Source organism: Prosthecobacter debontii (assembly GCF_900167535.1).
In the GTDB taxonomy this organism is placed as follows: Bacteria; Verrucomicrobiota; Verrucomicrobiia; order Verrucomicrobiales; family Verrucomicrobiaceae; genus Prosthecobacter; species Prosthecobacter debontii.
The window spans coordinates 164,709-184,643 of record NZ_FUYE01000004.1; the positions used below are offsets into that span (position 1 = coordinate 164,709).

Annotated in this window: 18 protein-coding genes; 1 reads left to right on the forward strand and 17 read right to left on the reverse strand. The window is 54.9% G+C overall.

What is annotated here, in order from left to right; genetic code table 11:
* Positions 1-329: 329 nt before the first annotated feature.
* The 15 genes from B5D61_RS07340 to B5D61_RS07410 all read right to left on the reverse strand — a co-directional run bounded on the left by B5D61_RS07340 (position 330) and on the right by B5D61_RS07410 (position 9,258).
* A complete protein-coding gene (locus B5D61_RS07340; RefSeq protein ID WP_078812687.1) occupies positions 330-812 on the reverse strand; it encodes a M15 family metallopeptidase in 483 nt (160 codons plus the stop codon).
* The gene (locus B5D61_RS07345) at positions 809-1,231 is read right to left on the reverse strand and encodes a DUF3307 domain-containing protein (RefSeq protein WP_078812688.1); all 423 of its coding nucleotides are present in this window, start codon (positions 1,229-1,231) and stop codon (positions 809-811) included. Before B5D61_RS07345 ends, B5D61_RS07340 begins: the two co-directional genes overlap by 4 nt.
* 15 nt (positions 1,232-1,246) lie before the next feature.
* Positions 1,247-1,519 (reverse strand): hypothetical protein, encoded by a 273-nt coding sequence (locus tag B5D61_RS07350; protein WP_078812689.1) that lies wholly within the window; start codon positions 1,517-1,519, stop codon positions 1,247-1,249.
* Positions 1,520-1,540: 21 nt separating this feature from the next.
* Positions 1,541-1,852 carry a hypothetical protein gene (locus B5D61_RS07355; protein ID WP_078812690.1) on the reverse strand — a complete coding sequence of 104 codons (312 nt, stop codon included), beginning with the start codon at positions 1,850-1,852 and terminating at the stop codon, positions 1,541-1,543.
* The gene (locus B5D61_RS07360) at positions 1,849-2,247 is read right to left on the reverse strand and encodes a hypothetical protein (protein ID WP_078812691.1); all 399 of its coding nucleotides are present in this window, start codon (positions 2,245-2,247) and stop codon (positions 1,849-1,851) included. The genes B5D61_RS07355 and B5D61_RS07360 overlap by 4 nt, the downstream gene beginning before the upstream one ends.
* Positions 2,244-3,299: a collagen-like triple helix repeat-containing protein gene (locus tag B5D61_RS07365; RefSeq protein WP_078812692.1), complete on the reverse strand. Its 1,056-nt coding sequence runs from the start codon at positions 3,297-3,299 to the stop codon at positions 2,244-2,246. Before B5D61_RS07365 ends, B5D61_RS07360 begins: the two co-directional genes overlap by 4 nt.
* The gene (locus tag B5D61_RS07370) at positions 3,299-4,039 is read right to left on the reverse strand and encodes a fibronectin type III domain-containing protein (protein ID WP_078812693.1); all 741 of its coding nucleotides are present in this window, start codon (positions 4,037-4,039) and stop codon (positions 3,299-3,301) included. The genes B5D61_RS07365 and B5D61_RS07370 overlap by 1 nt, the downstream gene beginning before the upstream one ends.
* Positions 4,039-4,962, reverse strand: coding sequence for a hypothetical protein (locus tag B5D61_RS07375; RefSeq protein WP_078812694.1), 924 nt, complete (start codon positions 4,960-4,962; stop codon positions 4,039-4,041). Before B5D61_RS07375 ends, B5D61_RS07370 begins: the two co-directional genes overlap by 1 nt.
* Positions 4,962-5,417: a hypothetical protein gene (locus B5D61_RS07380; protein WP_078812695.1), complete on the reverse strand. Its 456-nt coding sequence runs from the start codon at positions 5,415-5,417 to the stop codon at positions 4,962-4,964. Before B5D61_RS07380 ends, B5D61_RS07375 begins: the two co-directional genes overlap by 1 nt.
* Positions 5,414-5,656, reverse strand: coding sequence for a Bbp19 family protein (locus B5D61_RS07385; protein WP_078812696.1), 243 nt, complete (start codon positions 5,654-5,656; stop codon positions 5,414-5,416). The genes B5D61_RS07380 and B5D61_RS07385 overlap by 4 nt, the downstream gene beginning before the upstream one ends.
* Positions 5,656-7,347, reverse strand: coding sequence for a portal protein (locus B5D61_RS07390; protein ID WP_078812697.1), 1,692 nt, complete (start codon positions 7,345-7,347; stop codon positions 5,656-5,658). The genes B5D61_RS07385 and B5D61_RS07390 overlap by 1 nt, the downstream gene beginning before the upstream one ends.
* Positions 7,344-7,646 carry a hypothetical protein gene (locus tag B5D61_RS07395; protein ID WP_078812698.1) on the reverse strand — a complete coding sequence of 101 codons (303 nt, stop codon included), beginning with the start codon at positions 7,644-7,646 and terminating at the stop codon, positions 7,344-7,346. The genes B5D61_RS07390 and B5D61_RS07395 overlap by 4 nt, the downstream gene beginning before the upstream one ends.
* Before the next feature lies 1 nt (position 7,647).
* Positions 7,648-7,827: a hypothetical protein gene (locus tag B5D61_RS07400; RefSeq protein WP_176159278.1), complete on the reverse strand. Its 180-nt coding sequence runs from the start codon at positions 7,825-7,827 to the stop codon at positions 7,648-7,650.
* A 120-nt stretch (positions 7,828-7,947) separates the two neighbouring features.
* On the reverse strand, positions 7,948-8,295 hold the full coding sequence (locus tag B5D61_RS07405; RefSeq protein WP_078812700.1) for a hypothetical protein: 348 nt from the start codon (positions 8,293-8,295) through the stop codon (positions 7,948-7,950).
* A gap of 42 nt (positions 8,296-8,337) precedes the next feature.
* A complete protein-coding gene (locus tag B5D61_RS07410) occupies positions 8,338-9,258 on the reverse strand; it encodes a hypothetical protein (protein WP_078812701.1) in 921 nt (306 codons plus the stop codon).
* Positions 9,259-9,579: 321 nt separating this feature from the next.
* Between B5D61_RS07410 and B5D61_RS26170 the strand changes: the two genes are divergently transcribed.
* Positions 9,580-9,879 carry a glycoside hydrolase family protein gene (locus B5D61_RS26170; RefSeq protein ID WP_078812702.1) on the forward strand — a complete coding sequence of 100 codons (300 nt, stop codon included), beginning with the start codon at positions 9,580-9,582 and terminating at the stop codon, positions 9,877-9,879.
* On the opposite strand, the gene B5D61_RS07420 is transcribed toward B5D61_RS26170, so the two are convergent.
* Together B5D61_RS07420 and B5D61_RS07425 are read right to left on the reverse strand one after the other, a co-directional pair.
* A complete protein-coding gene (locus B5D61_RS07420) occupies positions 9,876-18,098 on the reverse strand; it encodes a hypothetical protein (protein ID WP_078812703.1) in 8,223 nt (2,740 codons plus the stop codon). The genes B5D61_RS26170 and B5D61_RS07420 overlap by 4 nt on opposite strands.
* Positions 18,088-19,935: a hypothetical protein gene (locus B5D61_RS07425; protein WP_078812704.1), complete on the reverse strand. Its 1,848-nt coding sequence runs from the start codon at positions 19,933-19,935 to the stop codon at positions 18,088-18,090. Before B5D61_RS07425 ends, B5D61_RS07420 begins: the two co-directional genes overlap by 11 nt.

Sequence of the window (19,935 nt, forward strand, 5' to 3'; positions counted from 1 at the left end):
TACCGGAGTGAGGGAGGATTGGAGGCCATCGTAATCCGTTGATTTACAACGATACCGGAATTGCGGTATCGTTGCATCAAAGGCCAGGATGGCCTAGAGGATACGTTGATTGTCAATGCGTTATGAGAGCTTTTATGAAAGACACACGTTAGACACACTGCTCATTCATTGAATCACGCAAAAAGGAACTTGTCGGTATTTATCGGTATGTTCTTGGGACGATCTACTGAATTGTCACGAGTTAGTAGATCACAAGTTTTCACGGTGAGATGCCGTAAATCACAGGAATCTGGAGATCGTCACAAATCTTCAGCAGTGGAGGCCGATTATCAAAACAGCAGCTTCTGCACGTCCTGGCCGTTCCGTTCCATCTGCGACCGAGCTTGAGCCAGGGTGAGACCGAAGGTGATTTGGAAGTGCGGCCCTTCAGGAAAGCTCTTCCACGTGCCAGCCCAATCAATGCCTTGAGCAGCCGCCAGCTTGCCGAGTTCTTGATACAGCTTATCTGCGAGGCGGGGGTTCTCTGAATCTATGTATTGACCGTCTTTGAAAAGACCCAGGTCAATGGCGAGACCGTAGTTGTGCCATGAGCTTCCTGGCTTCGCTTTTGTGACGATGTTGCCGGGCCGCGTGCGGCCTTGTGCGTAGAGCTCAGCTTGCTTGGCCCAGCTTCGCAGGCCAGAGATGACTTCCACTTTAACGCCATGAGCGGCCATCGCTTCTTGAGCGGCAGTAACGAAGGGTTCCAGCTTCGCCCGCGCTTTTGCATTCAGTCCGGCGAGGTTTTCGAGAGTGCGTTTGGTGAAGTTCATAGCCAGCGGATGGACGCGTAGTTGATTGCCAAATGCAGAGTATTATCTGCTGCGATAAGCAGCCAGACTGCGAGCCAGGGAGGTGCGTCTTTGTGGTAGCCCGTGCCAGAGCAATCACACCAATGGAGCTTATCCATGGCCGTGCGCCTAACCTCAGTGCTATACCACCACAGACAGCCAGCTGGACTGAAGATGATATTTTTCAAATAGACCACGAACCGGGCCACATGGTAGCGGTCTATCAGCAGATGCGTTGAAAAGATCACAAGCCAAGCAGGCAGTGAAGCAATGAGGGCGAAAGGCAGTGAATAGACCAACGCGTGACAAAAGGCAGCCCAAGTGGACTTCGTTTTGTTCTGCGCCATCCAGTCTGACTGAGTGACGTAATCGCCAAAGAGGTGAAGAATTAACTGTATCATAAGATAGGGTGGTTATCAGAATCCCAAGAGTGAGAGGCCGACATCCAGCCAAGATGTTTCCTTGGCAGGCTCAACAGACTCAGCCTCTTTGGCCGATGTCACAGGCTCGCGTTTGTATCGCTGGTCAAGGTAGGCGCTGGAAGCATCGAGCGAGACTTGGCCCCATTGACCCGCAGAAAGGCCTGCGAAAGTCTTGGTGCCGTCGGCCCGTGTCGCGCAGGACATGAGAGCACAGGACAGAGTGAAGATGAGGAGGAGACGAGCTAGGATTGTGATCGTGATTTTCATGCTGTTGTTTGGGTTCGTTGTTTATCTGGAAAGGCGGTGAGCCGATGCCGCATCACGGCGAAGCTCATCAATGCTTTGAGAGAGGCGATGCAGAGTCACGGTCATCTCGGAGTCCACCCGTGCCCGTTGCTCAAGGATCGTCATGAGCTGGCGTGTCTGGGTGGCGTGATCGTCATAGACCCGCATCAATGCCCAGGAGCAGGCAGCGGCCAGCAGGATACCAGAGCCAAAGCGCCCAACCGCCCAGATGAGCAGACCGCGCCAGGATTTGGGCACATAGACGGCATTCGGTGTGTCCTGTTGCGCGAAGTTGTGGATTTGAGTCGTGCTCATAGTTGGGAGGCTTCGATGAAGGCTTGGTCGATTTGTTCCGGCTCTGTGAGTCCGATGATGGCAGCCATTTGTATGGTTAGAGGATGATGTCGTTCCGTGGTTTCGGAGTCATTGAAATGCACTAAGGCAGAGTGCTTTTCAGTCGGATCCGTAATGTTGGCGTTGATCCAGGATTTGATGGCCAGAACACGTGCCGCGCCTAACCAGAGATTCCGCTGGCGACGTGTGATGGATTGAGGGACAAGAACCGCTGACAACCTGAAAATCTCCTGCGCACGTTTGTCCAAAACGTCGATCCTCTCTTCTTCTGTGAGAGTGTAGAGAATACCGCTTCGCAGCTCCTGTAGCTCAGGATGCTGTTGAGCTAAGTCAGCTCTGATTTCTTCCAGCGTCATGATTTTTTAAGTCCGTATAGACGGATGATGATGTTGGCTATGTTCCCCGTGGAGAACGCAAACTTGATACCACTCATGTCCGTGGTGTTATTGAGCGATCCGCTGATGTGGCCGTGCAACAATTGAGCGACCGCAGAGTCAGGGTAGGAGAAGTGACCTTTGAACGTCTTCTGGCCCGCTGAATGGGGGTAGATGTCCAGACTGTATAAAGCATAGCCAGCATTTGCGAACTGTGATGCCACGTTCAGCGGAGAGCCGCTTGTGGAGTTTGCGCCTCCGGCACCATACCCCGTCGTGCCATACGAATAGAGCAGACCCGTGTAGTAGGCCGTTCCTGTGACATCGACTCCAGCGTTTCTCCAGATCAGCCTTAGCTGGGTGCCATTCGAAGCAGCTTGCAACTCTTCAATCTCAACTCTGTAGCGCGAATAAATGGAGCTGTTGAAATATCCATCCAAAGCAACCGATGCCACTGAGGAAGCACTCTGAGATGTGATCAGCTCCCATGCTCCGCCGCCACCCCCACCGCCGCCATCGGCTCCAGCTTGACCGCGGATATCTACGCCGTCTGCGATGTCACCCGACAGTCCGCTGGACGTAATGTAGCCAGTCGCGGGCTTATCACCGCTACCACCTACCCAATCGTAAAGATTTAAGACTCGGCGCTCCCCATCGCTAGCGATAGAAATTCGGGGGGACCAACCGTTTAAACCGTCGGCTCCTGGAGCTCCAGGCGATCCATTCTCACCATTTTCTCCGTTAGCTCCGGGCGCTCCAGGTTCTCCATCTATACCATCCACGCCGTTGGTGCCTTTCGCGACAAGCTGGAGCCAATCGGCACCTGCGCCTGGCTCTTCAGTGGTAGCTGACACACACAGCCACAGTGAGCCTGCATGCGTCACAACCGCATTGAGTTCATAGGATCCCGCAGTCCACGCTGAAGGAATGCCCGCGGTGGACCACATACCCAAGTCCATGGCACTACGCATCTCCTCTTTCGTGGCGGAAGCCATGAAAGCATCAATGTCGGTGGATGTAATTAAGTCTGACATTAGGCTGCAAATCTCAAATAGGTGCTCGTTCCGTCAGGTCTTAGATAGCGGCTGACGCCATCAGGACGGCGGTAGGTGTCACCCTCGCCGCTTTCAGACTCCCCCGGCAAAGTCACCCCGGCAGGATCACTCCACGGCCCCTCCCCAAATCCGTTGGTTCCTCTCACCCGGAACTCATAGAACCCACCGCTTAGCCCAGCATCATATTCATAGTAGTTGACTGTGAGGCCAGACGCCAAGCTTGACCAGCCGCCTCCATCCGACTGTGCCTCGATATCATACGCAGTCGCTCCAATGACTGATGTCCAAGTAATGAGGGCTACGTAGCTCAGGTATTCAGATTCTATCGAGACCCCTGGAGCCGCCATTGGCACTGGCAGCGTAACCGCTTCAGGCTCTGACCCAGGGCCTTGTCCGGCATCATTGGCAGGCACCACACGGATGAGGTATTCGCCATCAGAGAACGAGCCGAGCGACATCTCGCTACTCAAGCCTGTTGTTTCACCGAAGTAATCCCAGGTATCCCCTGCGTCGTCAGAGGTCTCAATCACATAAATAAAGCCAGGACTACCAGCCTTGTTGCTGGCGGACCATGTGACAAAAAGCTCCTTGGACAGTTCATTCCCAGTGACGCTTTGGATAACAGGCTGCACAGTCGGCGGCGTAAGAATCCCAGGCGCAACCGCCACCGCCCACTTGCGTGAGATCGGCAGCTTAGGGATGGATGGCGACAGGAGCATTACTGCGCGGATTGAAGAGCCTGCAAGAGTTGGTGATACTGCTGCTGAGCAGCGGCTTGGCGCTCTGGCCCAAATTCACCGCGATACTCACGCGAGATCACGGACGTGGATTTGGGATCCACGATGTCATTGGCGCGCGCGCGGGCCGATGTGGAGAGCGAAGGTTGCTCACCTGTCACCAGCTTGTCTTCACTGACCAGCTTAGCCATCTTGGCGAAGGCCTCGACAGCCCGGGCATTGGTGAAGATCGGATCTGTGTGGGGATCTAAGCCCACCATCTTAGCCATCTGTGCAGCCACGGTGATGTTGGCTTGATAGTCCTTACCCCAGGTTTGTTGGAGCTTCAGACCTTCAGCTTTCAGCATCTCGGCTTCATCGCCCTTGCTAGCCTGAAGGGTATCCATCAGAGAGGTGCCGTAGAAACTCAGGATCTCTTTCACCGCAGCGGGCGGCAGGTGATGCTTATGCGCGAGCGCCAGGAACTTAGCCTCGGCATCCGCATTCCACATCTCATCAGGCAGGCCTTCAGGCTTGAGGTTCTTGGCTTCACCACGGTAGCCCTCTGGTTTCTCAGGAGCGCCCACAACCTTACGCCAGTTGGCGATGTCTTCAGGCTTTGCACCTTCCCCCGGCATCTCCAGCTTTTTGCCAACAAGAGCCTTGGTTGACACATACGCATTGGCGAGGTCCGGCAGGCTTTGGATGGTCGCGAGGCTGCTGTTGCCTTTGAGTCCATCGCCAAGCTTATCCTGCCAGCCTTGATTCAGTGTGCCGTCTTCCTTGGCCCATGACCAGGACTCGCCACCACCAGCGGGAGGTTGCTGCTGCTGTTGCTGACCTTCGCCGAGGAGAGTAGCGGCACCCGCGCCACCACCCGCGCCATCACCTTCAGGAGCGAAAAGAAAAGGAAGTCGGGATTTCATTACGCTTCACCCTCCTTCTTCCCGAGTTTCACCCAACCAGCGTGGGCAATATGGAAATCCTGAGAGGTGCCATCCAGAGCCTTGATCTCATCGACGGTTACGCCCAGGCGTTCAGCCAACTTACCCGCTTGGATGTTGCCTTCAGCCAGCACGTTCAGCACGCGCTCAAGCAGAGTGGGCGAGCCGTTATCGCCTTTATCTTCACCCTCCTTCTTCCCGAGTTCATCGCCATCAGGCTTGGTGAATGTGACAGGCGGGGTGGATGTCTGGCCATCCCGTGCATCCGCGATAGCTCGCAGCAGATCCGATGGAATCTCACGCGGAATGATACAGTTTTCAGCAGGCACGAAATGGCCCACATCCGCAACGAAGAAGGGCTTGGGGTTGTGGCCTGTGATCACAAGGTAACCTGGTGCAGGTTCCTCGATCTTGATGGTGGGATGATCGTAGTTCATGGATATTGGATTCCAGCGAGTTTTGCGCCGAGCCGGACGGCGGTTTGGAGTTCAGTTGTCACTGACCTTTGGCCGTCTTTGATGGCTGCCTTGAGTGAATCAGGACTGGCGAAATCGAAGCGCATGCCATCCGGTGGGAACTTCGCGAGTAGATCCTCCAGCACGCGCTTACCGTCCTCATCGCCGAGGAAGACACGTGCATAGCACTTGGCCAGCTCATCTTGTTTTTGATCACTCATCAGGCGACAGTCATGACTTGTTCGAGTTGCTTACCCACGGGAGAGTCTGAGGGGATTTTCCCCACCTTGGCGGCAGCATCGGCAGCGGCTGCAGCTTGCATCATCTGCTGTTGTTGCGCGGCCTGATCAGCGCGTTCTTGCCGTGTCTTTTTCACGTCGGCTTCAGGCACTAGGCAATCCGCATCCATGCCATCGGCGAGCGCGGCTTGGCGCTCAGCCCTGTCCAGGTCGAAGTTATCCAGAACATGGGGAGCCACTTGAACCAATGCCGTCAAACGCTCCACTGTTCGGGCATAACCAATGGATGGGAGCGAGGCAAGAGCCAGAGCGATTCGTGAGGAATACCGCACCTTGGGCGGTGAGATGAACGCTTGAGTCTCATTGACGGGGATCAGCAGAGACTGTGGTGGCGTCCCAAGTTGACCACCCCGCAGGATGATTCCAAAGATGCGCTCAAGCAGAGGGTTAAAAAGCTCGGTGGTTAGGCGGCTGAAGGTGGGGCTGAACTGAATCAGCTTCTCCTGACTCCGCTCAGCCACCTCACGCGCCGTCATCTGCTTGGTGAGCTGGGCAAACATTTGAAAGAGGTCCACATGGAAGGCCTCCTTGATGGCCCGCTGGCGCTCTTGGATGCGCTGTAGGCCGATGTCATAGCGCCCCTGGGTCATCCACTCCTTGGGTAGATGTGATACCAAATCCTTGGAGAAGTAAGTCACGCCCATGGCGTTACCGTCGATCTCACCTTCTAACTCCTCGGGAGCCAGCACCGGGGGGAAAGCCATCTTCTCCGCCAAGGCATCCATCATCTGCTGAAGGAAGTTGAGCTGGCGTGCTTCAGGTAATGCTGAAAAGCCAGGAGCCCAACCATACAGCCAGCCCGTGGCGCTGCCCCACTCCAGATAGCGAGACACAAAGACAGGCATCTCTTCATAACCGGATACCTTGCACACATGGTAGCCGTCTTTTTCGAAATAGACAGAAGCGATAGGCATGTTCTTATCGTCGATCTTTGCCTTGTCACGCTCAGCGTCTGCACGCGGGTAGATGGCATGGATGTATTCATGCCGCTCGTGAGCTTTTGCCCCGCCCTTTTCAGCCAGCTCTCGCACCTTCTTGCTCACCTTATCCTCACCAAACTTTTGAATGGCTTGCCGTGCAGTCAGCTTAAAGCAGCGCATCACCGTATCCACAGTGCCCTCGTCATCTTCATCGAGGACAAAGGAGCCCACGGGCCACACTTGGGCGTTCAGCGTCTTCTTCTTCCCCGGCTCGACATACAGGCAAGCCGTGCCAAAGCCGCCACGATCTAAGTAGAACTCGTGAACAGCGGTGTAGAAGTTGGAGTTGGCTAACTCCTCGCGGGCCGCCGAGGTGGACTTTGCAAGCCAACGCTTGGCCTCATCATCAGAGGCGCGAGGCTCAAAGGCAAACCATGGCGTTTCCATGGGAGACATCCACGCAAGCTGCCCATTCGCCAAGGTCATATTGGACTGCACCGCCGTGATATCGAAGAGCACGTCATTGCTCGAAGTGCTTGGGCTTGAGACATTGCCATTCAAGCCGGGCGAGCGGCGCGGCATGATGTATTTCGCGATCTCATCCCACAGGGTTTCCCAAGGGGCACGTAAAGCCTTGAGCGCCTCATAACGCTCAAGAAGCTTCTTTCCAAGCTCTGGTTGTTCGCCTGTCATCCGAGCAGTGTTTTAGCCCCTCCAATCTTGGCCCCTGTTTCTCCGGCAAAGATGGTGGATCGTGCTGGCGCTGTGCGTTTCAGGGATTGCCTTCGTGCTTCAATGGAAGCCTGTTCTTGATCCTGTGAGGATTGAGTGATTGCTGGGTTCAACTTTGGTAAAGGCTTAGGCGCTTCTGGAGTCGGCATCAGGCGCTGGCGTTCCATGTCAGCGAGTTGTTGATTCACCAGATTGAGCTGAGCCTTTTCCAGCTTGATTTGCGTCGGGGACGGCCCCTTAGGTTCAGGAGGGCTTCCCATATCATTCGGCCTCCGCGTGAAGAGTTACTTGCGTGTTGGATTCATCAACCCGGCGCACTTGGATCTCTTGAGCATTGGTCACCTTGCACATCCAGGCCTGCCCATCCTTGAGCAGTAGCACACGGCTTGCTGTATCCTCGCCAGCACGTTTCAGATGCACATCTGCACCTGAGTTATTCAAGATCGAAAGGCTGCCGCATCGGTAAGATGGGAACGCGGTCCACTGCGAGCCATCGGCGGCTGTCTGGACAGATAGAAAGTTAGGGCCGATCTCCATATAAGCCCCTCTGTTGACCTCGCTTTAAAAACTCAAGCGCTTTTTCACAGCCTCCATGGAATAGAACTTCACTGAGGGGCGGCCCTTCCAGTAGCGCTGCCATCCAATCAGGGGCAGCTCATATGGAAACAGGTGCATGAGCGATCCCAAATCCCCAGCCGCCAGCCAGATCCACCACGCATCACACTCCTCACGCGGGAAGACATGCCAGGGATCAATGATCTCAGCAGGCGCGGTGGAACATACTGGCCGTGCCATTACAAAACCTGCGGGGGTGGAATGCACGTAGCCGTGCAGCAGATGCGCCTCCAGATGTCGCCGGAAATCAGCCACATCATCGTAGAGTTGTGCGGCGAGTTCGACGGGTGTCATTGGACTAAATATCGCCCTTCAGCCATCAATGGCCAAGCCTAACTATTCCGGCTGGTTTTCTTTATGGAGAACTTTCCTCAGATGATAACGAATTGGCACAATATCGCCAGACTTGAGCTTCTTCTCTTCGACTTCGATCTGTGCCCAGAATAGTTTCCCCCAAGGGACTTCCGTGGCCTGAACTGTTTCATCCAAGATGAGAGGAAACCTCTTTTCATTGATCTCTGGAACGATGGCTGCCCATCCGTTTTTCGTACTGTCTAAATCCGTCGCACGAACAATGATCTGGCGTTTCTGAAGCTTTCTTTCCTGCTCTGGCTCCTGAACTTTCTCATACTTTGTCGGAACAACAGCGAGCACTTCTTTTGGAATCACAATAGCTTCCTCATCGCCAATTTGGATTGAACCAGTGGATTCATTACCATCTGGATGCAGCACCTTGATGATGTCCTTCTTGAGTTCCTCTTTGTTTTTCGTCGCTCTAATAATGACTTCCTTAAGCTCTTCAGGCTTCATGTTCACCTGCGGAGCCCAATTGTTAAAGCTGTTTTCAAAATGAATGTGAATAGTGTCTTTTGTTTCGTCCTTCGGCTTGAACAACTCATAGGCTCCCCACAGGACGGTGGCCCCAATGAAGATTCCCAAATATGTTTTCAGATTAGCCATATCTTTCAGACCTAAAGCTTTACGAAACGCTTCAATATTCTTCTCCATTTCCCGCCCTTTGCCAAAAAACAGTCGGACGACATAACAGTCCTTATAACTCCCAAGCTCAATGTTCTCGATAATCAGCTCAGCATCTTTTAGTGTGATGTTCGCGCTTGCTGCCAAGGCCTTTGCCGCATTTCGAACAATACCGTCTAGGCCTAAAAGGGAATCAGCGAGCATTGTGGCTGTGACTGGTCCTTCAGCTGCATAATAGAAATATTGCTTGGCATCGATGTAATTGGCGGGAGCGGTCATCGCCCTATTTAGGGCGAACCTTTTCTTCATGCATAGTAAAATATGCAATTAAGATGGTGTTCCTAAGAGTAGTGGTATGACTGTTGTTTGTTCATGCGAACATGATGGTGATTGACGCGTGAAGTTTCAACTTCGTTTTGCAAGGGAATCTCTCTGCATTGCAGAACTACCGTTGTGCCAAGCGGAAGTCTAAATTGAGCCGAATCCGGCAGACTTGCACAAGCCGTTGATCCTGAACGATTCTTTAATTGACTGGAATCGGCGGTTTATAACACAACCCCTGCCAAATACTCCCATTGACACCCGTGCTACACTTCCGGCATGAAATTGCTGGCACCTCTGCTAGGCGCTCTTCTTGGCGCGATTGTTACGCAACTCCTTGTCGATCTTTTCGGTATAAGAGTTGATGCAATCCTTGATCACAATGTTGAAGTCATTGCTGGAGATCGGTATTATCTTTTCTCTCTAGGGATGTTGGCTGGTGCGATACTCGCAAGTTGCTGGTGGAGAGCCCGACACAAGAAAGCTGAAGCCAAACTGCCATGGAATCAGAAGCGCCAAGGAGGGCCGATCCTCCCAGGCGCTTCACCTGAATTCCTAAAGCGGCACGGTGGGGCTTAATCCCGATCTTTCCCGCCAAGGTTGTCAGCCCAATCTAGAACTTGGTCCACAACGTTTGCCGCGCCCCCAAGCCAGCCCAATGACTGGCCTGTTGGATGGAGAGCGGATACAGCAGCCACGACATTGAGGGCGGCCTTCGTCGCATTGATTCCCTTCTCGATAGGCTCCTGTTCATTCTCTTTGAACGCGCTTCGGGTTGTGCTGATCGTCTTTGAAATCAGTTCACCGATAGGATTCGATGGATCACTGTCCCATGATGGTTGTCCCGTGGCTGCAGAGAGTATCCCATTGACCGCGCCGGACAGCAGAGGCACGCCGGACAAAGGCCCCATCAGCATGGCCTTGACGTAACGAGCAGGCCCCCAACTCTCCGCATCAAACAGCTCGTCATCATCATCATTCCGCCAATCCGCGATCATGTTGGTGATTGTCTGAAGCATCAAGGGAGCGACCACATGAGAAATCAACATGACTCGCCAATCAGCCTTCGTGCCCTTGCCCTTCACGATCCTGCCAAGAGATAGGCCATAGATGGCAGCCTTCTGGCGTGCTTCACTGGCAAACATGAAAAGCCAGCGCTGATTCGGATTGGCAGCAGCCTTCGCTTCGTAAAGGCTTCGGTCCATCAGTTCAACTGGCTGGGCTGTGCGTGCTACCATGGCCTCAGTCTTCTTCATGGCCTCAGATCGTGCCATGGTTTCATTTAAGCCTGACTTCCGTGCTTCGTTCAAAACGTAGTCGTGATAGATAGCCGCCGAAGCCGCAGTGAAGAAAGCATCTGTACTGCCCAGTTTATCCATGCCCTGCTGAAGAGCCCAACGCGGCCACCGTGTCAGCTTCCCGGGGTGTTCACCCATCATGCCGGCCATTACCTGCCGCAACTCCGGAGAGGCCCCGGCCTCCACCCGCCTGCGGATGATGTCACTTCGAAGCATGTCGCCGAACTCCAGCTTGCCGGACATGAGGCGCTTGAACCCTTTGGCATAGGCCAGAGCTGGCATTTCATACGAGGCTCCGAGGACGGCGAGGCTCTGCTTTGCCATGGTGCCGACGTTCCAGGCCAGGGCTCCAATAGAGACGACATTCTGAAGGCGAGAACTGAACTTCTCCAGATTGCCCAGGGCTGCACTCCGGCGAATACCATCATTCTCGAATACTGTGATCCAGGTTTGCAAGGCAGTTAAAGCCGCCTCGCCACCCTTCTCTTTAACCGATGCTCTTACCTCAGGCGAGAGCGTCACATTCCGAGCCTCCCGCACAAACTCAGCGAAGGCCTTGAAGTGCTCCATGGTGCCCTCATGCTGCCAATAGGTAACCAATGCATCAGCTAGGCGTGGTGGCGCACGGTGAACCCGCCGCGTCTTGATAGCTGATGGGGATAGCCCACCGATACCCATGGAACCAAAGCCACCTTCAGGCGTCATATCCATCCCGGGTAGCATTCCCTCGAAGGTGCCGGGGGAATAACGATCAATCTGCGGCAGAGGGGCGCCAAACATCCGCTGAAACACAGCATTGATGGAAGCATAACCGTCGCGGTATTGCACCGCCAGCCAATCACGGATGGCCTTGGCTTCATTGGTCAGCTTGCCTTCAATCTCATCAATGACTTCAGGTGTCCAGCCGTGATAAGTCAGAGTCTCCTGGTAGTTCCGTTGGCGTGCCAGCATGGTCAAATTGACCGCTTGGAGCTGTGACAGCGGAACCGCCGTTGGAGTGCCTGGAGACAGCCGAGTGATTTCCAAGCTCTCGACCTGGTTCTTATCCGGCTTGGCGTCGTTTTCCTCAATCAGTATTTCCAGCTCCATCGCCTCGATGTCCGAGAATCCGAGAGCCTTCGCTTGATCTGGATCTGCCACCACTCGCAAGGCGATTTCCATTGGCACCTTCACCTTTGATTCCTTTCGGCCCGCCATATGGCTAACCGTCATGGCCGCCGATGAATCCACCTGGGAGTGATCCCATAGCGCTTCCTGGATCTCGCCCCATGATTTGCCTTTCCAAATGTCCATCATTGCGGACTGCCATGCCTGCCGCTTCGCTCGAATGGCATCCGTGCGCTGATAGGTGGATGCACGCGCCCAAGCAACTAAGCGGTTTCCTACTTCGGAATCAGGGCCGAAAAGGCTGTGAACCAACTGCTCGAAGCTGATAAGCTCATACCCCCAGCCGCCCGCCTCGCGGTTCAGCGTTTTCTCGTCGGCAATACCCTTCTGCAATTCTGCAATTCCACCACCTTTACCAGTATCGGATTTCAAGGAGATGGATGAAGCCTGCCAGTCGAGACGCCGCGTTTCATTGAGGAGTCGCCAAGCATTTTTGCCGTCTTTTACAACACTGGAAAGCCACTCTGCCGCAGAGTTGAGAGCCGCTGCATTCTGCTTATCCATGCCGCCAAACAACTCCAGCACCTGCGAACGTTCGGCGAGGTCTGCAAGATTGGCGGTCGGCTCTAAAGCGGCATCGCCGATCTTCTTCCGCTCCCCGTCCATCTCGGCCTCTGGCACCTTGGAGTAAGCTTCTGCCATGGCAGCCAGCCTATGAGCTTCGGGCGTCATGTTGCCCTTTGGCTTCTTACCTGCCTTCATGTCAGGCCGCGCTCTTTCGAAGAGTCCTTTGATTTGCTCCCTCAGTTCCTTTTGCAGGTGCTTTTCAAGAAGGATATCCAAACGTTCCACACGCCGCTGAATCTCTTCCAGCCTGCTTTTCTCAGAGCCGAGTTGAGCCAGCCGCACAAAACCCCCAACCTTCCCGCGAACTTCAGGTGGAAGCACAGAAAGCATGGCATCCAGGGTTTGCATGTCCCGCACAAGTGAAGCCCGCGGGCTCCAATCCTTGGCCTGCATGGCTCCCTGTTCGTCACGCCAAGCCTGTGCTTCTTCCCGAGCCTGTTCAATGGCTCGCGCTTCGACTGCGCGCACATCAGCCGCGGCCTTTTCGAAATCAGCGACATTGCTGCGGTGGGCTTTAATGACACCATCCAAGGCCCTCCAAAGAGCATCGGTGGAAGGCTCTGTAATCAATCCCTGCTCATAGAGATTTTGAGCCATCACATCTGGCATGATGCCAGCGCCGGAGACATACCATGAAGGCGGGACCCACACAGCGCCATCGTAGTCGCCGCCGATGTCCTTACCTTTCTGAAGAGCAGTCGATTTGGACATGAGGCGCCCGTGATCGTGCAGCATGGCAAACACGAGCGGATGCTTCTCAAGGGTATCTAGTCCCGCATGGTAAAGCGCTAAAGCTTCAGGTGATAGCGTCAGCATCCCGGCGTCTGTCAGTTCAACCCGGCGCAAGGCCTGCCTGACTGCCTGCTCATCGTCCAAGCTTTTGGGGCTGCGCTTCTCCACGATTGGCCGGATGCGATCACCCTTCCATGTCCATCTCTCTGTTTCCCAGCGTTCGCGCAAAGCCTGAAGACGTTGCTTGGCTTCCAGTCCAATCTTACGCCGGGCATCGGGATCTTTGGCAAGGTGCTTATCAATGCGGTCCTGCACCTCTGCGAGACGAGCGCCGGAGGAAAGGCTGAAAGCACTCTTCCGGCCCTGACCGCTGGCCTCTTGGACTTTGGCAAGGTCGGCAGGTGATGTGACTTCTAAGATCCAGTCGATGGGATGAAGTTCACCTTGCGTATCCACCAGAGCGTTACCTTCGGTGTTCACGTCCCGAATTGTCACCCCAAGAATGGGATGCACCCAGGAACCTTCATATTCGAAGTAGCCCTTTGATTTCAGGTAACCCGCAGCCACGCCCGGCCCTGGTTCATCGCCAATAATAAACGGCTGGGAAATAACTGTCCGGTATTCGTCATCGCCAGGGAGTTTCACAACGCCCTCAATGGTGACCTCATCACCAAGACGACGGTTAGAGAGTGCCCACCGCTGGATGTAACGCCCGGCATCATCGGCGTAGAAGCCGTGCATTCCTGGCTTGGTCAGCTTCACCATGCGCTGACTGTCCTCATTAAGGTAAGCGATGTGTTCACCGCCTGCCTTCACATCCACTTGCTCTGCTGTCAGGCCTGAGAAACTGGCTGGGTCAATTTCCCGCCCATTTTCACGTGCCCACGCCACGAATCGGGAATGACTGATGACGCCTCTCCCAGACTTCCCACGTTGTTTCTCATCTGTGCTCGAGCGCGACTCAACTGCTCCGGCGTCCACTTCGGAGAGTTTGAGGAAGATGCTGGCTGGATTTCTGACTTCATCGCTCGTTAGGCTATCATTTAGGTTACCGCTGTCAAGCAAGCGGAGGCTGGGGGGCATGGGCGACAAACTGAAGCTCGCCCCCTTTAAGGCATCTTCCAACATCACCCGCTCCATGAGAGCCTTGGCAAAGTCAGATCTTGAGAAGTCGTAATCCTCGGCTACCTCGCCCTCATCCACGCCACCTCCACGGGCTTTCATCTGCTGAATATAGGCCTGATACTCATCTTCAGCCCCCGGCATCGCGAACAGCTTTTCGGTCGCAGCTTTGGCGCGGAGCTTCTCTGCCTTCTTCCCGGCTTTCATGGGGTTCTTTTCAATCTCCTCTTGTGGAATGCCGTGCTGCCAGACCTTCATATCCGCCACGAGCTGACGGCCCATCTCTGTAGCGCGGAGAGAGAATGACATCCCACTGTCCACACGACGCCCATTCTCTTCGAGGATCTTCACCAAAGATTCGTCAAAAATGACGTAGTTGGAAGTGCCGTCTTTTTCCCCTCGGCTCATGCCGTCGAGGTAGCGGATACCGGGAATGCCCGCCGTTAAGAGACGCTGTGAAACTTCTTGGGCGGTCTCGCCTGGGAAGAAATTGTAAGCGTCCAGCCAGCGCTTAGCCATGATGTCTGGCAGCAACCGTGTCAGTCGTTTGGAGGCCAGATGCGGTTCAATAACCGAAAGTAGAGCGGCTTGAACCTGTGGAGATTGTTTGTTCAGCGGCTTACCGAAATCCAGAAACTCGGATGCATCCGGGAGGAGTTCGACGGTGTAGATATTTGGAGGAACGCCTGTTTGCCGAGTAAATTGTTGATCGTAAAAGCCGCCGCGGCCCGATACGGCTGGGTTCTCAGCAAAATACAATCCCCATCCGTAAACTTGAGCGCCTTCCCCAGAGCCGATTTTGGCCATTGAAAAACGATCAACTTTATTGGGAGAAGCGTGAAAAGCACGAATGCTGAACGACATCGGGCCGATCATCTGCGCGCCGTCTGGCATCACAGTAACCTTGCCCTCGCCCATTGGCTCTGCCCGGCCAAAGACGCTCTCGCGCACTTGGAGATATGAGGCGTCGCGAAGAGAAAAAGCCATTCCGCTCTCAATCTCCTCAGCAGTCGGCATCCTGGCTGTCATGCTGTCCTGGTCTGCGATGGCCTCAAGCTCTGCGGCCAACTCACGATCATATTTCACCTGTTCCTCAATGCCGAGCAGCTTGTTGACATAGCTTTCCCAATCTTCACCCAGCTTTCCGGCATCCTTCGCCTGCTTCAGTGTGCGCACTGTGCCCATGACGCCGCGCAGCCAAGCCCCAACCGCGCGCAAGAATGCACGAATCTTGGAAAAGGCGCGCGCGTCTTGAGCGTTGGCAGCATTGAGAATCGCCGCATCCAGAGCACGGGTAATACTCCCAGCTCGTAGGCCTGTGCGGCGTCCATTGCGATCACGTTCCAGAACATCGCGGACGGCCAATTCAACCAGCGTTTCCCGCACCTCCACAGCGTCCCCGTTCCCGCTGGCGATCTTGTGAACACGCTCATACAGTGCCTTCTCATCCGCTCCTTTTGCCCGGCGTGGGTCGAGAACTGGAACCAAAGCGCGCGCGGCTCTCTGGCTCATGTCCATATCCAACACACCTGTCTGCATACCCGTCCGCCATGTGGCTTCAAGCTGCTCATGCAGGAAGGTCATCACCTGCGGTGCCGCGCTCTGGTTGATTTGTAGGCGCTGGACAACGCCTTGAACCGCTTCCCCAACTCGATCCACGAACACTTCATTGATTCCGTTCACCAGGACATCGATCTCAGCGTTCCCGCTGGCAGCAGCTTCCAGAGCCGCTTCAGCTCGCAGGTTCGCCAAGCTGGCAGCATCGGTGATTTCACGGGTGATTTGTCCACCTCGCTGGAACCGAATGCTATTCCCATCCGATAACGCCACTTCACCAGTGAAGGTTGTGCTTCGGTCGGTATTGATAGGCGCAGATGCATGCCAGTCATCCACCACCGACACGAGCGCTTCAGCCTCCTCTTGTGTGGCCACTTGCTTTAACCCTTCGCGGATTCGGCGAGCGGCTTCGGCACTGTCCACATTGATTGTGGTGCCATCACCCTGGCGCACTTGCCAGCCTTGCCCGGTGCGGAAAACGTCAATGGTATATGCCGAGGCTTCAGCTTGTGCGGCTGCTTCCTGTTGCTGTTGCAACGCCTGGATTTCGCCTTGAAGTTGGAGCCTCTGCAGTCGCTCTTCTTTCGTCTGGCTGTCCCAGGTTTCACGCATCATGGAAATGCGGCGTTGCCCGTCAGGTTCGGCGGCAATCTGCACAGCGGCATCTTCACCAAACACACGCGCCAGTTCTGCTTTATCGCGGGTTAGTGCATCCACTTTGGCTTGTCCAATCTCACGACGTGAGGAGATGCCCGCCCCCAGCAAGGCCAACGGCAGAGAAATCAAAGCCACTTCAGGCAGCGCCTCTTTTTTCCAAGTCTGCCACTCTTCAGAAAAGGACTGTGAACGTGCTGGCACGGCATCAAAAGCCGAGAGTATTGATTGCACCGCTGGAGCCGCCATGTCTTGCAATGCTTCCTCGCCGATCTCGATAGGAGCGCGGCCAAGCGATTGCATGAGCCACTGCGTAACCCATTTGCTCCCCGGCTTCGCGCCAACAGACGCCAAAGCATGAGAGACGCCAGGGACTTTACCCAGGAACTCACTGGCAGATTCAACAGCGGCGGAGAAAACGCCAATGGACAAAGCCGCCGATTCAGCGCCGACACCTGTCCAGCCGTTATCATCAAAATCCCCCACAGCGTCAGCTCCATAGCTGGACGCCAAGAGCACGCGTCCCGCTGGATGGACAGAAGCCACCATAGTAGGGCTCGACTCCATAAGTCCGAATAGAGTCGTATCAATGAAGTCTCTTGGCTCAGCTGGATCAATGATACCTCTGGCAATTGCTCGCAGATCCCTTTCGACTCGAACCCTGGCGCGGATGTAATTTGCATCCTCGGTATTACCCACCACATCAGCAATGGTTGCACCTGCGCTTTGGGTGCCTTCAAAAGCACCATCCACGACATTTGAAATCCCTCTTCCAGCGCTTTCCCCCGCCTTCTGCAACCATCCAAGAATGCCGCTCTTGTCGTCTTTGGGTGCTCGCTTTGCCAACTCGATAATGAGGTGTTTCGCATGGCGGTAGGCTTTAGGATCATTGGCGGCGAGCCCGGCCAAATACCGCTCAGGATGCAACCATGTCGCGGCATTCGTTTCCTGTGTGTCGGCAGTGCCCATTTGCTGCTGCAACATCTTCACAGCGTTCCTGATGGTTGGGCCGTTGTCCCCCATCTCAGACTCTACCTTTTCACGCGTTTTATTCCAGGCTTCCCAATAATCACCCTCCCGGCTGGAGTCATAACCCGGATGCTTGCGAGCGGCTTCTAACCACCTTTGGAAACTGTTCTTGTCTTCAGTCTTGCCTCTGGAGCTGCGACGTTCTCCCATGAGTGCGGCCGTATAGGCTGTGCCAATCAGCCCGTCACTTTCCCCCGCGCCAAAAACAAGCTCATGTGCAGACTTTTCCTTCGCCACTTCCACCTTGGCTTTTTCAAAGAACAGCTTGTTGTCCAGGTGCACGGCTTCATTCCAGTGCCGATAGCCATAATCAAGCGAGTAGCGGTCATATCCATCGCGGATCTCTTGCACTGGTCGCTGATAACGACGCGCCAGAAATGCAACATTCGCCTCTCGAAGGCGCATTGCTTCCGATGAACCGGGCACTGCACGTTCAGCCATCTCAAAGAGTCCATTTTCCTTATTAAGAACCGTCGGATCTTCAAAGATAGACCACAACCGCGTGCGTTCTTGCTTCTCGCGTTCGACAACCGATGGCCATAGCGGTTTTCCGGCGTTCGCTTGTTGATCCCGGTAGCCCGCTAGGAACTTGGCAAGTCGAGGCTTGAGCGTTTCGTCTGCCTCGTCAAATCGGTCGAACACTTCGCGCGCGTCTCCTTCTTTAATAACCATATGACTTAATTTTGTCTTCAAGGTTTACTGCCTTTTCTCTAGCTCCTGGCGCTGGCAACAGGGGGTTAGTCGGTTGAGAGTCGATGTCTTGAGGGGAGATGGTAGCCCCGTTTTCTAACATGATTTGAAACATGCGTTGCCGGGCATCCTCAGGCGTCCACTCCTTGTTCTTCGGCATCTTGGCTTCCTTTTCGAGCTGCTTGATGGCGGCTTCCAGCTTGTCTTTGCTCGCGGCTTTGGCGAGAGGGTCCACCTCTTTCACCACCACCGGGTTGCCATCGTTTTCCTTCACTTCGGCACCGCCTTTATCTGGCCAGAGTAGATCGATGCCGAACAGGCTTTGCGTCTCGGTTTCTGTTTTACCGATCTTCTGCGGATCTCTCACCACGTTCACGCCATCAACTTGGACAGGCTTGTTCACTTCCGCGAAAGCGTTCCCCTCAAAAGCAAGGCGAGTCGCCTCAGCGATGGCCGGGCCAGTAATAGCCGCTTCACCCGTGCCGCCCTGCGCATCCTTCAGGCGTTGCATCACCTTGTCGCGGTAGGCGGTGGGTAAGCTCTCTGCTGCCAGTTCAATGCGTGCAGCCGCGATCATATCCTTATCCATATCGCCCGATGACTGAAAGCCACCAGCGGCAGCCGAAAGCACAAGGAAGCGCTCTTCATAGTTCACCTTACCTTGCTTGGCCTTGATGCTGTCTTCGATCATTGCACGATGCCATGGCGTTGCCTGCTTGAGGTTGATTCCCAGACCGTCCACAGTGGCGCTCCCGATCTTATCGGCGGGCAGCAGGTCAATCGCGCGCTTGGCCGCGATCACTTCGTCTTGCGCGGCAGCTTCGCGGGCGACGCGCATCTTGGAAAGCTCATTGGCTCGCTGAGCTGGGTTGAGATTGGGAAACTTCCACGGATCCTCAAGGTCAGTAACTCCCTTGGTAGGGTCAGTATCAGCAAGGAACGATACAGCTCGAAGATCCTCACCCACGGCATGCCGATACTGGATATCAGTGAGAGCATTCTTGCGAGCTGCCTCGAACTTGGGCTGTGTGATGTCGGTGGGGACTTGCGCGTTCTGCCAAAGCTTCCTCGCCCCGTTGACATCCTGCATAGCCAGGAGCCTGTCAGACTCGGCTCGAAGCTGCTCAAGCTGCACGGATGTTGCCTGCACCTGCCCATCCATCCGGTGAGCTTCGGCTTCCGGCAGGGCCAGATAACCACCTGAGACAGCCTCGTTTAGTGTGGCATCACCTTCGCCGCGATTGCCTTTGATGTAGGCTGTATTGGCGCGGTTTAGATAGGACTGCTTAGCGAGCCCGAATGTCTGTTTTGTCGCGGCTAAATCCGTGCCGCTGACAAACTGCTTCTGCCACACATCACCGATCAGCTTCAGGTCTGCTTTGGCGGCCTCACTCATCTCCTTCATGCCAAGGTAAGGCTTGAGCGTCTCCTGGGCCCGGCGCTGAGCTTCAGAGGTCCATGATTCCGGAGCATTGGGATTCTGAGCCTGCCAGGCTTTGAAGTCGATGGCGGCCTGATCCATGGCTGATTGAGCCGTGTTGATCAGCCGTTTATCGGTGGCCTCTTGCTTCTTGATAGCCAGCGTCATTCCCAGGCTGCCCGTCTGTGTCAAAGCCCGCCCCACGCTGCCAAGTGCTTCATAAGGTGCAGCCATGGCTTGCGGGTCCATCAGCGGCATCTTGGACGCCTCATTGAAGCGCAACATCGCTTGCTGCACGTTGCGGCTGTCCATGGTCGGTCTGCGCTCCCGATCAAAGATCGTAGCAGGAGCATCCGCCAAGGGAGCTGTGGACGGTGGGAGAATGGGAACGAGGGGCAT

Excerpts from the sequence above, each read along its gene's own strand:
- B5D61_RS07340 (WP_078812687.1), bottom strand. The coding sequence starts at position 812 with ATGAACTTCACCAAACGCACTCTCGAAAACCTCGCCGGACTGAATGCA.
- B5D61_RS07345 (WP_078812688.1), bottom strand. The coding sequence starts at position 1,231 with ATGATACAGTTAATTCTTCACCTCTTTGGCGATTACGTCACTCAGTCA.
- B5D61_RS07350 (WP_078812689.1), bottom strand. The coding sequence starts at position 1,519 with ATGAAAATCACGATCACAATCCTAGCTCGTCTCCTCCTCATCTTCACT.
- B5D61_RS07355 (WP_078812690.1), bottom strand. The coding sequence starts at position 1,852 with ATGAGCACGACTCAAATCCACAACTTCGCGCAACAGGACACACCGAAT.
- B5D61_RS07360 (WP_078812691.1), bottom strand. The coding sequence starts at position 2,247 with ATGACGCTGGAAGAAATCAGAGCTGACTTAGCTCAACAGCATCCTGAG.
- B5D61_RS07365 (WP_078812692.1), bottom strand. The coding sequence starts at position 3,299 with ATGTCAGACTTAATTACATCCACCGACATTGATGCTTTCATGGCTTCC.
- B5D61_RS07370 (WP_078812693.1), bottom strand. The coding sequence starts at position 4,039 with ATGCTCCTGTCGCCATCCATCCCTAAGCTGCCGATCTCACGCAAGTGG.
- B5D61_RS07375 (WP_078812694.1), bottom strand. The coding sequence starts at position 4,962 with ATGAAATCCCGACTTCCTTTTCTTTTCGCTCCTGAAGGTGATGGCGCG.
- B5D61_RS07380 (WP_078812695.1), bottom strand. The coding sequence starts at position 5,417 with ATGAACTACGATCATCCCACCATCAAGATCGAGGAACCTGCACCAGGT.
- B5D61_RS07385 (WP_078812696.1), bottom strand. The coding sequence starts at position 5,656 with ATGAGTGATCAAAAACAAGATGAGCTGGCCAAGTGCTATGCACGTGTC.
- B5D61_RS07390 (WP_078812697.1), bottom strand. The coding sequence starts at position 7,347 with ATGACAGGCGAACAACCAGAGCTTGGAAAGAAGCTTCTTGAGCGTTAT.
- B5D61_RS07395 (WP_078812698.1), bottom strand. The coding sequence starts at position 7,646 with ATGGGAAGCCCTCCTGAACCTAAGGGGCCGTCCCCGACGCAAATCAAG.
- B5D61_RS07405 (WP_078812700.1), bottom strand. The coding sequence starts at position 8,295 with ATGACACCCGTCGAACTCGCCGCACAACTCTACGATGATGTGGCTGAT.
- B5D61_RS07410 (WP_078812701.1), bottom strand. The coding sequence starts at position 9,258 with ATGACCGCTCCCGCCAATTACATCGATGCCAAGCAATATTTCTATTAT.
- B5D61_RS26170 (WP_078812702.1), top strand. The coding sequence starts at position 9,580 with ATGAAATTGCTGGCACCTCTGCTAGGCGCTCTTCTTGGCGCGATTGTT.
- B5D61_RS07420 (WP_078812703.1), bottom strand. The coding sequence starts at position 18,098 with ATGGTTATTAAAGAAGGAGACGCGCGCGAAGTGTTCGACCGATTTGAC.
- B5D61_RS07425 (WP_078812704.1), bottom strand. The coding sequence starts at position 19,935 with ATGCCCCTCGTTCCCATTCTCCCACCGTCCACAGCTCCCTTGGCGGAT.